We start from the raw sequence: 12,868 nt of genomic DNA on the forward strand, positions 1-12,868 counted from the left end.
GGCCACCGGTGGCGTCTGGGCATCCGGTCCACGAAACTGGACCTGCCACTCAGTCGCAGGCCGCCGTCGGGCCAGAGGCCCAGGGGCCGAACGCGGACCCGCTCACCGATTCCGGGCCAGCGCTCCTCGGGAGCGGGATCGACGCTGTCCTCCATGAGCCGGGCCCGCAATCGCCCCACCCGCCCGGAGTCCAGGCGCACCTCCACGCCCCAGTCGCGGCGGGCGACGACCGTCCCCTCCTCGACCGGCCCGAACCCCTCCGGGAGCGGGTACTGGCGCGGCGGATCGTACCCGTGCACCAGACCCTCCATGGCGCTCTCCCGACTGGTCAGGCGCACCTCGTCATCGGGGGACCCGTAGATGTACCTGCGCACCCGGATGCGCTCGCCGATCTCGGGCCAGTACTCCCCGTTGCAGCGCAGGAAGTCATCATGAATGGAGGACAGAACCATGACCCCCTCATCACCGGACTCCTCCAGACGCACACCCATGCCCCAGAGGTGGTGAGCCGTCACGACGCCCCACTCGACCGGCCCCAGCCGCACCTCCCCCATGCCCATCCTCCTCAGACTCAGATCAATTATCTTTCCTTCCCCGGAACGACGGGGTGTCGGCGGGGTGTCTCGTCGAGGCGGGGATGGCGGCCTCACGGGCCGCGTCCCGGTTCCCGGGCATCTCGCCGTCGCCGCGACGCGGCTGTTCGCACCGCGCCGGTGGGCGGACGCGACGGGCCCGGCCGCCCGATTCCGCAGAATCGGGCGGCCGGACCCGCTCAGATGATCACTCCGGTCGCGGTGCCAGCGACGAAGGGGTCGGCCGCCGGGGGCTCATCCCCCGGGCGCGGTGCCGGCGAGGCGGCCGGTCGGCCGTGTTCGGGGGTCTGCCGTCCGAAAGCCCGACGTCCGAAAGCCCGACGTCCGGGGGTCCGCTGCCCGAAAACCCACCGGCCGAGGACCCGCTGCCCGCGGGACCGCCGTCGTCACTCCCCGAGCGCGGTGTCGACGACCTTCTTGGCCTCCTCCTGGACCACGGCCAGGTTCTCGGCGCCCTTGAAGGACTCGGCGTAGATCTTGTAGACGTCCTCCGTGCCCGAGGGGCGGGCGGCGAACCAGGCGTCGGCGGTGGTCACCTTGAGGCCGCCGATGGCGGCGTCGTTGCCCGGCGCGCGCACGAGACGGTCGACGATCGGCTCCCCGGCCAGCTCGGTGGCGGTGACGTCCTGCGGCGACAGGGCCGCGAGCTTGGCCTTCTGAGCCTTGGTGGCGGGGGCGTCGATGCGGGCGTAGGCGCTGGCGCCGAAGCGCTCGACCTGCTCCTCGTGCAGCTGGGAGGGGCTCTTGCCGGTCACGGCGATGATCTCGCTGGCCAGCAGCGCCATAATGAGGCCGTCCTTGTCCGTGGTCCACACGGTGCCGTCCTTGCGCAGGAAGGAGGCGCCCGCGCTCTCCTCGCCGCCGAAGCCCACGGAGCCGTCGATGAGGCCGGGCACGAAGTGCTTGAAGCCCACCGGCACCTCCACCAGGCGCCGGCCCATGGCGGCCACGACCCGGTCGATGAGGGAGGAGGACACCAGGGTCTTGCCCACGGCGCAGCCCTCGGGCCAGCCGGGGCGGTGGGTGAACAGGTACTCGATGGCCACGGCCAGGAAGTGGTTGGGGTTCATGAGCCCGCCGTCGGGGGTCACGATGCCGTGGCGGTCGGAGTCGGCGTCGTTGCCGGTGGCGACGTCGTAGGGGGTCTTGCCCTCGGCGTCGGGCGTCATCTTGGCGCGCAGCGAGGCCATGGCGTTGGGGGAGGAGCAGTCCATGCGGATCTTGCCGTCCCAGTCCAGGGTCATGAAGGGCCAGGCCGGGTCCACCTTCGGGTTGACCACCGTCAGGTTCAGCCCGTAGCGCTCGCCGATCGCGCCCCAGTAGTCCACGGAGGCCCCGCCCAGCGGGTCGGCGCCGATGCGCACGCCGGCGTCGCGGATGACGTCGAGGTCGACGACGTTCTCCAGGTCGGAGACGTAGGTGTCGAGGTAGTCGTGCTTGACGACGTGGGGGCCGTCGAGCGCCTCGGCGACCGGGACCCGCTTGACGTCCCTCCAGCCGCCGGCGAGGAGCTCGTTGGCGCGGTTCGCGATCCAACCAGTGGCGTCGGAGCCGGCGGGGCCGCCGTGGGGCGGGTTGTACTTGAAGCCGCCGTCGCGCGGCGGGTTGTGGGAGGGGGTGATGACGATGCCGTCGGCCAGGCCCGGCCCGGTGGTGCGCACGCCCGCCTCGGTGCCGGCGCCGTTGGCCAGGAGGATGGAGTGGGAGACGGCGGGGGTGGGCGTGTAGGCGCCGCGGGCGTCGACGGCGGTGGTGACCCCCGCCCCGGCGAGCACCTCGATGGCGGTGCGCCAGGCGGGCTCGGACAGTCCGTGGGTGTCGCGGCCGATGTAGAGGACGCCGTCGGTCCCCTGCGAGCGGCGGTACTCCACGATCGCGGCCGTGATGGCCACGATGTGGGCCTCGTTGAAGGCGGTGTCCAGGGAGGCCCCGCGGTGTCCGGAGGTGCCGAAGACCACCTTCTGCTCCGGGACCGCCGGGTCGGGGACGAGGTCGTAGTAGGCGTTGATGACCTCGTCGATGTCGATGAGGTCCTCGGGCTGTGCTGGTTGTCCTGCTCGTGGGTGCATGGGCCCTAGTGTGTCACGGGCCACTCGCGATTGTCCCGGGGTTCCCGCTCAGCGGACGGATATGTTCCGGAGTGCATATTGACGACGGCGTCCGCCGCCCGCTCCGCCGTCGCCCGCCGCCCGTCCGGTCCGGGTCCCGCGGGCGCGGCGGGGCTCCCGGGACGGTCCGGGACGGGGTCGCGGTCCGGCCGCCCCCTCGGGCGCGACCCCGCCCGGCCCCGGGCGCCGATCCTCCGCCGTCGGCGCCTCAGAAGAACGCGGCGACGATCTCGCCGATCTCGCCGAGGAAGCCGAGGGAATTGCAGAGGGAATCGAGGGTGTTGAAGATGCTGGACCCGAGACTGTCGCGGTCCGAGATCCACAGTTCGGCCCGGGTCGCCCGGCCCGATGTCATCACGAGGGACCCGCGCATGGCGTGGGGGACGCCCTCGTACAGGCGGAAGCGGGCCCCGTCGTCGACGCCGACCCGGTCCTCGCCCAGCAGGTGCAGGCGGACGGTGGGCCGGTCCGGGCGCGCCACGAGGGCCTGGGCGGCCCGGGGCGGGAGCCACTCCGGCAGGAGGAGGCCCATGTCGGCGGCGTACTCGGCCCCGTCCCGCCCGATCGGCGCGACGAGGACGTCGACGTGCTGGTTGTCGTCGATCCTGTCGGAGCTGGTGTCCACGCACAGGCGGTCCCAGTCCACGGCGCCGCGCCGGCGATCGGCCTCGGAGACGGTCACCCGGCGCAGGGAGCCGGTGGCGGAGCCGCCGTCCATCGGCCGGAGCTCCTCGTCCTGCTGCCGTCGTATCAGATTCGTATTGCTCATGATGCGCGGCAGCCGGCGCCCGTGGATGTGGATGAGCTCGTCGGCATCGAGGACCCCTCCCGGCGCAACGGTGGTATCGAAGCCCTCGCGCTCCAGGATGCGCCTCCTGCGCCCGCCGAAGGATAGGCCCGTGCGCAGCAGGGACGCCCCGAGGACGTACGTCCCCAGGCTGCGCGAATGCGGCTGTGCTGCCAGGGCCGTGGCCAGCTGGCGCTGGAAGAGCGTGCCCTCGAAGCCCTGCCCGGAACGGATCCCGCCGGGCAGAGCGGAGCGCGCCGCGTCGGCGGCCCGGGCGGCCTGCCCCGCCGCCTGACTGGCGGTCTGGCCTGTCGCCCGGCCCCAGGCGCCCGCCTGCCCCGCCTGTCCGGCCGCTCGGCCCCAGGCGCCCGCCTGCCCCGCCTGTCCGGCCGCTCGGCCCCAGGCGCCCGCCTGCCCCGCCTGTCCGGCCGCCCGGTCCCAGGCGTCCGCCTGCCCCGCCGCCCGACCGGCGGCCTGCGCGTAATGGAGGCGCTCGGCGCCCTGACGTGCTCGTTCATCCATGATCGTCGTCTCCGTTCGGTCGACGGGCCGGCGATGCGGGGCCGGCGCTAGGTTGGATGGAACCGAACCTATCCGCTTCGGCGCACCGAGCACACCGTGAGGAGTCCCCATTGCCCGCCGCCCGTCCGGCCCGGATCCCCGGGCGCGGCGGGGCTCCCGGGACGGTCCGGGACGGGGTCGCGGCCCGGCCGCCCCCTCGGGCGCGACCCCGCCCGGCCCCGGGCGCCGATCCTCCGCCGTCGGCGCCTCAGAACGCGGCGGCGATCTCACCGAGATCGGCGAGATCGCCGAGGAGATCGATGATGTCGGATCCGATGTTCCTGCGGTCCGAGATCCACAGTTCGGCCCGTGTCGCCCGGCCCGACGTCATCACGAGGGACCCGCACATGGCGTGGGGGACGCCCTCGTACAGGCGGAAGCGGGCCCCGTCGTCGACGCCGACCCGGTCCTCGCCCAGCAGGTGCAGGCGGACGGTGGGCCGGTCCGGGCGCGCCACGAGGGCCTGGGCGGCCCGGGGCGGGAGCCACTCCGGCAGGAGGAGGCCCATGTCGGCGGCGTACTCGGCCCCGTCCCGCCCGATCGGCGCGACGAGGACGTCGACGTGCTGGTTGCCTATGCCAGCGTTGGTGTCCACGCACAGGCGGTCCCAGTCCACGGCGCCGCGCCGGCGGTCGGCCTCGGAGACGGTCACCCGGTGCAGGGAGCCAGTGGCGGAGCCGAATTCCGTCGGCTGGAGCTCCTTATCCTGGTGTCGTCGTATCAGATCCGTACCATTGCTCATGATGCGCGGCAGCCGGCGCCCGTGGATGTGGATGAGCTCGTCGGCATCGAGGACCCCTCCCGGCGCAACGGTGGTATCGAAGCCCTCGCGCTCCAGGGTGCGCTTCCTGCGCCAGCCGAGGGACAGGCCCGTGCGCAGCGGGGACGCCCCGAGGATGTTCGTCCCCAGACTGCGCGCATGCGGCCGGGTCGCCAGGGCCGTGGCCAGCCGGCGCTGGAAGAGCGTGCCCTTGAACTCCTGCCCGGATCGGATCCCGCCGGGCAGAGCGGAGCGCGCCGCGTCGGCGGCCCGGGCGGCCTGCCCCGCCACCTGTCCCGCCACCTGACTGGCCGCCTGCCCCGCCTGTCCGGCCGCTCGGCCCCAGGCGCCCGCGTGCTCCGCCGCCCGACCGGCGGCCTGGGAGAGCGCGCCGCCGGTGCGGGCCGCCGCGCGACGGAGGCGCTCGGCGCCCTGACGTGCTCGCTCATCCATGATCGTCGTCTCCGTTCGGTCGACGGGCCGGCGATGCGGGGCCGGCGATAGGCTGGGTGGAACCGACCCTATCCGCTTCGACGCACCGCGCACACCGTGAGGAGTCCCCATTGCCCGCCACCCGCCCGACCGCATCCTCCACCGCCGTCTCCACGCCCGACGCCCCGGCCGCCGTCGGCCCCTACTCCCAGGCCGTGTCCACCGGGCGGCACAGCGGCGCCCTCGTCTACATCTCCGGGCAGATCCCGCTCGACCCGGCCACCGGGGCCCTCGTCGACGGCGGCATCGAGGTCCAGGCCGAGCGGGCCCTGACCAATGTCGGCGCCATCCTCGCCGCCGCCGGCCTGGGATGGGCCGACGTCGTCAAGACCACCGTCCTGCTGGCCGACATCGCCGACTTCAAGGCCGTCAACGAGGTCTACGCCCGCCACGTCACCGGCCCCGTCCTGCCCGCCCGGGCCGCCTTCGCCGTGGCCGCCCTGCCGCTGGGGGCGGGCGTGGAGATCGAGGCCGTCGCCGTGCGGCCCTGAAGGCGGGCCCGGCGCGGCCCCGGCGGGCCGGGCCTCGCGCGGGGGCGCGCTTGAGCGTCGCGGCTCCACTGCGAACTCGGCCCTGGCGGACTCCCCGGCGGGCCGGGCGGATCGTGCACCGCGAGCGCCGCAGCACTCCGGCGCCAAGACGCCTTCGGGAGCGGGCCGGGGCCGTAGGCTGATCGCATGCCCGAACCATTCATCGTCCGAGCGGGCGGCTCCCGCGCCGTCATCTCGCTGATCGCCAAGCTCGCGCTCGTGCTCGCCCTCATCATCGTCGTGCCCCTCTTGGCGTTCTGGCCCTTCGGACGCACGCACGCCCCCGAGGTCACCGTCCACGACGAGATTGACATCCTCCAGGACGAGGCCACCGCGCGGGACCTGAGCGCCCTGCGCTTCCGCGAGGACATCCGCCTCGCCGTGGTCACCCTCGACGTCGACTACAGCGACAACTTCAACGCCGCCGTCCTGGCGTACGCCAGGGCGCACGAGCCCGGCTGGCTCGACGGCAACTACTGGGCCGACGGCTTGCTGATCCTGGCGGTCTCGCCCAGGGGGCGGTGGGTCGGCTGCTACTTCGGCGAGGACATCAAGGTCGACCTCGCCGTTCAGCAGAACATCCAGGACGCCGCCAAGTCCTCCTTCCAGGCGGGCAGGTGGGACACCGGCATCCAGCAGATGGCCGCGCGCGCCGCCACCGTCATGGGCCGGCCCATCGGCTCGGAGGTGGGCGTGCTCCTCGTGTCGGGGCTGGGCGTGGGCGGCGGCCTGGCCCTCCTGTGCTGGATGCTGAGGGCGCGCGGTCGGGCCCGGGCCTACTTCGGCCAGGCCCGCCGCCACTACACGCAGGTCACCGGGGACTACGAGGCCACCGAGCTCAAGGCCGGCCTCATCCCCCTCAGCGACGCCCACGGCGCCCAGGTCCTGGCCCGCTTCGCCTGGTTCGAGGACCGTTACGGCGAGCTGACCCGCAATTTCCACGCATTCGGGGAGCCTCGCGGCGCCCAGTGGTTCGAGGTCGGGCGCCGCTCCAAGGCCAAGAGGCTGCTCGACCTCGCCGGCGAGCTCGACTCGCTCGACGACGCCATCTCCAACGCCGCCGCCCTGCTGACCCTGTCCGAGGGCTGGCAGGACGCCTGGCGCAACGAGCAGGGGCCCGTCCAGGAGGACCTCGCCTCGCTCCAAAGCCTGTGCTCGCAGGTGGCGGCGAACAGCCGCATCGACGTCGCCCGGGACCGGAACTGGGCGCGTGAGAGCAGTAACCGCCTGGCCGCGATGACGAACGAGCTCTCCCGGGGGACGCTGACGCCCTCGGCGGCGCTCGACGAGCTCGACTTCATCTCGCGGGAGGTGCGCTCGCGGGCCGACGCCCTGGCGCAGCGCGCGCTGGAGGCGGACTCCTCCTCGCACCGCGAGCAGCGGATGCACCAGTACCAGGACTCCCGGAGAGACTGGGACTGGGAGTCCGGCGTCGGCTACTCGGGCTCGTGGAGCATGGGCGGGCACCACTCCTCCTACAACCCGGCCTCGACCATCCGCATCAACCCGGCCTCGCCGGGCGCCCAGGCCTCCGGCGTGCGCTGGTCCGGAGCTGGCTCGTCCTCCCAGTTCTCCTCCCCGATCTCCGGGCTGGTCACCGGTTACAGCTCGGCGGCGACCTGGACGCCGCCGTCGAGTTCGAGCAGCAGTTCTGGGTCCTCCAGCGACTACTCGGGCGGCGGGGGCTTCTCCGGGGCGGGGTCGAGCTCGCACTTCTGAGCGGGCGAGCGGGCGGGCCGGCGTCGCGGCGGCGCCCGCCGCCGTCGACCACTGACAACCCACTGACAACTACTGTTAATTTTTAACAGTAAGCCTTTACAGTAAGTTTCGTGGACCGGATCGATCTCGACTCGCTGCTCGACCTCGCACCCGATGAGCGGGGCGCGGGCGACTCGACGCTGACCCTGAGCCGTACCGCCTGGCAGGAGCTCGTCTACGACCGGGAGGCCGACAGTTACGAGGCGCAGCGCGCTCCGGTCGGGATGGAGATGGTCGCCGCGAGGCACGTGGATCATCTTCGTCGCAGCATCGATGCGGTTGGCGACGACCTGCATGTGCTGCGGGCCAGGAGCCTGGTCACCGTCGACGACGGGCTGACGATCGCGGGTCTTCTTCTTCTCGGCGATCATCCGCAGCACTACCTCCCGCAGGCTTTGGTCCGGGTGCTGCGGTACCAGGCCGACGAGGCGCGGACCGGTTCGAGGCAGACACTGGCCGTCGACGGCGACCGGCGCCTGGAGGGCGCGATTCCGGACGTCATCGACGCCTCTCTTGCGCTCGTCGACTCCTGGGCGCCGAGACGCCGGGCGATGAGGGACGATGGGCGCTTCGGCCCGGTTGACGTCATTCCGCGCGAGGCGTGGACGGAGGCGGTCGTCAACGCGGTCGTTCACCGCTCCTACTCGATGGCCGGAGATCATATCCGCATCTCCATCTTCCCGAGCCGCATCGAGGTCTCCTCCCCGGGCCGTTTTCCGGGCTTCGTCGATCCCTCCCGGCCGCTGGAAATCGCCAGGTACGCGCGCAATCCGCGTATTGCCCGGGTCTGCTCCGATCTCGGCTACGCCCAGGAGCTGGGCGAGGGGATTCGCCGCATGGTGGATCGGATGCGGGGTTCGGGGCTCGGCGATCCGGTGTATCGCCAGACGTCGACCAGCGTTGTCGTCAGGCTCGACGCCGCCGCCCGGGTCGCGGAATCGGTCGCCGATCGCCTCGGCGGGGCCACGATTGACATCGTGATGCTCCTGCGATCGTCGGGGCCGCTCGGGACCGCCGATGTGGCGCAGGCCATGGGGGTGAGCCGTCAGACCGCGCTCAAGCGGCTCAAGACTCTGCGCGAGGAGGGCCTGGTGGCTCGCGACGGCCGTTCCAGTCGGGATCCTCGAGCGACATGGAGGGCTCTCGGGGGCTGAGCTGCGCCCGCCGCCGTCGACCACTGACAACCCACTGACAACTACTGTTAATTTTTAACAGTGGGTCCGCGCGGGGGAGTCCGCGGCCGGGCCCTCGGGGCCGGTACCCTGGCCGCCATGTCGAAGAAGAAGCGCCGGCGGCGCAAGACCGCCGACGGGGCGCCCAAGGCCCCCAAGAAGCAGAAGATCGCCTTCGTCGCCCGCCCCTTCGAGGGGATCGCCGGCGAGGAGGACCTCGTGGCGATGATGCAGATCATCCCGGCGGCCACCGCGACCGTGCGCCTGAGGAGGGAGCGCGGCGGCGCCGAGGTCCAGCTCGTCACCCTCCTGCCCGAGCTCGCCCGGGCCGTCAAGCGGGCCGACGGCGAGGTCCTGGTCGCCATGCAGACGACGATGCACTCCGGGGACGCCAGCCGCGACGTCGCCGCCGCCGTGCTGGCCGCCCTCGAGCTCGACGAGGGCTCGGCCCTGGTCGCGGGCGGCCTGCCCGAGCCCGGCGAGCGCCTCCAGGACATCCTCGACCCGCAGTTCGTCCCGCGCGTCGACGTGCGCGACTCCTTCGGCTTCTGGCTCGACGCCGAGGCCGCGAAGAACCCCGAGGCCGTCAGGGCCGTGGAGGAGGGCAAGGAGGAGCTGGCCGCGACCCGGCCCGTGCCCGGGGTGGCGCACGCCTACTGGTGCCGCATGAACGGCAAGGAGTTCGTGCGCTGGGTGCGCGGGGAGGACGAGGACGAGTTCTTCAACGCCTTCGCGCGCGTGCACGCGGCCAGGCGGTCGGACCTGGAGGAGGGGGCGCGCTTCATCGGCGCCTTCCGCGCCTGCGGGCTGGCCATCCCCGTGTGGGAGCTGGTTCCGGGCACCGAGGCCGACGAGCTCACCGCCCCCATGCGGGCCATGGCCGAGCGCCTGGAGGCCGCCCTGGCCGACCCCGCCCCGCTGGACGCCGCCGCCCGCCGGGCCCGGGCCGGGATCATCTCCCGCCAGGTGAATCTCTGAAGTTCTGAGCCGCGCGGCCGCCGTCGCCGGCCCCGGGCCGACTCCCCGGCCTTACGGGTCCGACGGCGGCCGCCGTGCGCGCCGATCGCGGCGGACGATGCGTCGTTCGCGCGTGCCGCGGATCGTCTGCGGCACGCGGGAAATTGTGTACAGTGGGGCGAGACCGAGGAGGCGAGGATGCTGCGCTACCTCACCGTGGCCAACTGGAAGTCCGTCTACTCACCCGTCGAATTCTCGCTGGTCGCGACCAGCGAACGGAGGCACGGGGAGCGTCTGGCGCGCGTCGGGCGCTCTCGCGTCCTGCCCGTCGCCGCCCTTTACGGCGCCAATGCCGCGGGTAAATCGATCCTGATCGAGTCCCTCGCGGCATTGAGGGACATTGTCGCCGGAGGCCGCTCCAGAGGGGAGGCGCTGCCGGCCGTGCCGCACAGGCTCAAGGGTGCGGATGAGCCGACTCTATTCGGCGTGGAGATCATTGTCGCTGCGCCCGGCGATGAGTCCCGACGCCGCAGGGACTGGATTTTCTACTACGAGGTCCGCGCCACTCGGCGGGAGATTCGGTACGAGTTCCTGTCCCGTCTGCGCTCCAAGGACGAGGAGGTGCTGTTCGAGCGGAGCGGGACGGATGTGGAGTTCTACGGAGACCTCGACGAAGGACCTGCCGTGGCGACGGTGAAACGTTTTCTCGCCCCCAATCGGACGATCCTGGATTTTCTCGGGTCCGCCGAGGAGCCGCCCGCGATGATCGGCGCCGTGCGTCAGTGGTTCTCCTCCGAGCTTCATATTGTCCATCCGGGTTCTCGTTTCATCTCCCTGCCCGGCCGTATCGGGATGGATGAGCTCTTCGTCGGTGCGATGAACCGCGGATTGTCCGCCGTGGACACCGGTATATCCCGAATCGACCTCGAAGACATTCCTCTGAGGTCGGTGCTGGATGATGAGAAGGATATTCAAAACGTGCGGGACAGACTCGCCGTCGAGGGCGGCTCCCTTATGTTCGGCGATGAGAGAAAGAAATACAGTCTGCTCTCGCTCGATGACGCCGAGGGGCTGCGCGCCCGGCAGCTGGTGGCCGTGCACGACGGCGAGCCCCGTTCCGACGGCGAGCCGGTGCGAGGCTTCACGCTGCCGATGAGCGAGGAGTCGGATGGGACCGCCCGATTCATGAACCTTCTGCCGATCATCCTCCAGCTCTGCGAGGGGCCGTCCCGGGGAGTGTTCCTGGTGGACGAGTTCGAGCGCTCCATGCACCCTCTGCTCGCGCAGGAGCTCATCCGCTCCTTCTTGGACGGGGTTGGCCGTGAGGATCGCCGTCAACTGATCTTCACCACCCACGAACTTCAGTTCATGCGGGTCCAGCTGCTCCGGCGCGATGAGATCTGGTTGCTGGACAAGGTCTCCGGAGAGACCCGTCTGACACGCCTGTCGGAATTCTCCGGCGAGAAGGTGCGCGCCGGTGCGGATCTACTCGGCTTCTACTCCTCGGGGCGCCTCGGCGGGGTGCCGCGCCTTTGAGGGGCACGATATGACGCGAAGGAGTACGAGAGCGCCTCGGCGTCGTGGGGGCCGTGCTCGTCGGACCGGATCGATCCCGCTCAAGCCCAGAGTGGTGTTCTGTGTTGAAGGGGCTTCGGAGGAGGCGTATCTCCGGGCGATCTTGAATTATCGATACGACGACGCCTTCGCCTTCGTCTTCTGGCGGTCGCGCGGGTCGAAGTCCTCGCTCAGGAACCTGATCGAGCACGTGCGTCGCCGATTGAGGGATGGGGAGGATCCCGGTGACGGGGTCTGGATCGTGTGCGACACCGATCAGAATTCTATTCACAGCGCTCTGCTTGAAAAGTGGCTGGACGATGATGAAGAACTGCATCATGCGGCGCTGACCGACCCGTGCCTGGAGTTCTGGTTGATTCTGCACTACGCGCAGGCGCCAGTCAGCGCGGGCGCCCGGCAGGCGGAAAAAGAATTGCGTGGGCACATGCCCGGATACCGCAAGGGGCGGCCCCTGCCCGCGGATCTGATTTCCAGGGTCGACGATGCCGTTCGCCGTGAACGACGGCGAACCGGTGGCGCGGATCGGGCGAGGGCGTGGCCACGGGAACGCAGTTCGCAGATGCCCGCTCTCATCATCTGGTTGGATCGGCTTCGCGCGAGCAGCCGGCTGGTGCGGTGAGGTCGCGCCCGGGCGGCCGGCCCCGCCGCCCGGGCCTCCCGTCAGGCCCCGGCGTCCGAGCGGCCGGCCGGGGCCTCACCGCCCGGGCCGTCCGAGGCGAGTTCGGCGCGCAGGCGCGCGTTGGCCTTCTCCACGTCGAGGCGCCACAGCAGGATGAGGATGATCGAGTTGGCGATCACCGGGATCCACAGGTACATGAAGTAGAGCATGGAGATGGTCGAGGCCGGCTGCGCGGCGGCGTTGGCGACGTAGCCGCTGGCCGCCAGCAGCCATCCGGCCATGGCCGTGCCCACGCCCCCGCCGACCTTCACGCCCAGGGACGTGCAGGAGAACATGATGCCGTCGATGCGCTTTCCGCTGCGCAGATGGGTGTACTCCGAGGCCTCGGCGATGAGGGCGTTGATCGTGCCCTGCAGCGGACCCATGCCGATGGAGGCCAGGGCGGTGAAGGCCAGCATGAGCGGGACGCTGCCCAGGTACCCGGCGAGCGCCACGCCCAGGCGCCCGACGACGGCGATCACGTAGCCGATGGCCGTCACGCCCCGTATCTGGCCGAACCGGGAGACGATCGCGGGGGTGAACACCAGGCTCGCGATGAGCGGGACGTTGATCGCCCAGGCGAAGGCGCCCAGCAGATCTTCGTTCCCCAGGATGTAGGTCATGAAGTAGATGCCCACCATATTGAGCCTTTCTCACCAGGAGGGCCCCTGGACTGGCCGGGATCGGCGCAGTGGCGCGGGGGGGATTGGGCGGGGGCGGGGGTGGTGCGCGCGGGGGCCGCCCGGGATAGTGTGTTCTGACCAATGAATCCGCTACCAGGGGGTCCCCGCGTGCTGTCCTATCCTGCCACTTTGGATGTTCCCGAGTCCATCGCCCACACCATCTGCCTGTGGTTGGCCGCCCACCGCAGGGCGCACGACGCGCGTCCGTGGCAGAGGGCGGCCACCTGCCGGGCC

At 71.4% G+C, this 12,868-nt stretch carries 10 protein-coding genes and 1 pseudogene; 6 read left to right on the plus strand and 5 right to left on the minus strand.

Annotated features, from left to right (window positions below; genetic code table 11):
• The 4 genes from G446_RS17935 to G446_RS17945 all read right to left on the minus strand — a co-directional run.
• A partial coding sequence (locus G446_RS17935; RefSeq protein WP_034470616.1) for a hypothetical protein occupies nucleotides 1–554 on the minus strand: 554 nt, incomplete at its 3' end.
• 425 nt (nucleotides 555–979) lie between these two features.
• Complete coding sequence (gene pgm, locus G446_RS0112805; RefSeq protein WP_026410437.1) at nucleotides 980–2,662, minus strand: phosphoglucomutase (alpha-D-glucose-1,6-bisphosphate-dependent); 1,683 nt, start codon at nucleotides 2,660–2,662, stop codon at nucleotides 980–982.
• Between the two features lie 247 nt (nucleotides 2,663–2,909).
• Complete coding sequence (locus G446_RS17940; protein ID WP_211228307.1) at nucleotides 2,910–4,010, minus strand: hypothetical protein; 1,101 nt, start codon at nucleotides 4,008–4,010, stop codon at nucleotides 2,910–2,912.
• Nucleotides 4,011–4,257: 247 nt separating this feature from the next.
• On the minus strand, nucleotides 4,258–5,262 hold the full coding sequence (locus G446_RS17945) for a hypothetical protein (RefSeq protein ID WP_245574708.1): 1,005 nt from the start codon (nucleotides 5,260–5,262) through the stop codon (nucleotides 4,258–4,260).
• 110 nt (nucleotides 5,263–5,372) lie between these two features.
• On the opposite strand from G446_RS17945, the gene G446_RS0112820 reads away from it, so the two are divergent.
• From G446_RS0112820 to G446_RS0112845, 6 genes are all read left to right on the plus strand, one after another.
• On the plus strand, nucleotides 5,373–5,792 hold the full coding sequence (locus tag G446_RS0112820; protein ID WP_026410438.1) for a Rid family detoxifying hydrolase: 420 nt from the start codon (nucleotides 5,373–5,375) through the stop codon (nucleotides 5,790–5,792).
• A gap of 186 nt (nucleotides 5,793–5,978) precedes the next feature.
• On the plus strand, nucleotides 5,979–7,550 hold the full coding sequence (locus tag G446_RS0112825) for a DUF5129 domain-containing protein (RefSeq protein ID WP_034470618.1): 1,572 nt from the start codon (nucleotides 5,979–5,981) through the stop codon (nucleotides 7,548–7,550).
• A gap of 110 nt (nucleotides 7,551–7,660) precedes the next feature.
• Nucleotides 7,661–8,743: an ATP-binding protein gene (locus G446_RS17950; RefSeq protein WP_245574709.1), complete on the plus strand. Its 1,083-nt coding sequence runs from the start codon at nucleotides 7,661–7,663 to the stop codon at nucleotides 8,741–8,743.
• 117 nt (nucleotides 8,744–8,860) lie between these two features.
• Nucleotides 8,861–9,739 carry a DUF5926 family protein gene (locus G446_RS0112835; RefSeq protein ID WP_026410440.1) on the plus strand — a complete coding sequence of 293 codons (879 nt, stop codon included), beginning with the start codon at nucleotides 8,861–8,863 and terminating at the stop codon, nucleotides 9,737–9,739.
• 177 nt (nucleotides 9,740–9,916) lie between these two features.
• Nucleotides 9,917–11,254, plus strand: a complete 1,338-nt coding sequence (locus G446_RS0112840) for an AAA family ATPase (RefSeq protein WP_026410441.1) — start codon at nucleotides 9,917–9,919, stop codon at nucleotides 11,252–11,254.
• Between the two features lie 91 nt (nucleotides 11,255–11,345).
• Entirely contained in the window at nucleotides 11,346–11,912 is a 567-nt protein-coding gene (locus G446_RS0112845) for an RloB family protein (RefSeq protein WP_169721296.1), read from the plus strand.
• Between the two features lie 83 nt (nucleotides 11,913–11,995).
• On the opposite strand, the pseudogene G446_RS17955 reads toward G446_RS0112845, so the two are convergent.
• Nucleotides 11,996–12,598, minus strand: a pseudogene (locus G446_RS17955) (MFS transporter); the annotation flags it as partial.
• Nucleotides 12,599–12,868: the final 270 nt, after the last annotated feature.

Source organism: Actinomyces dentalis DSM 19115, from assembly GCF_000429225.1.
In the GTDB taxonomy this organism is placed as follows: domain Bacteria; phylum Actinomycetota; class Actinomycetes; order Actinomycetales; family Actinomycetaceae; genus Actinomyces; species Actinomyces dentalis.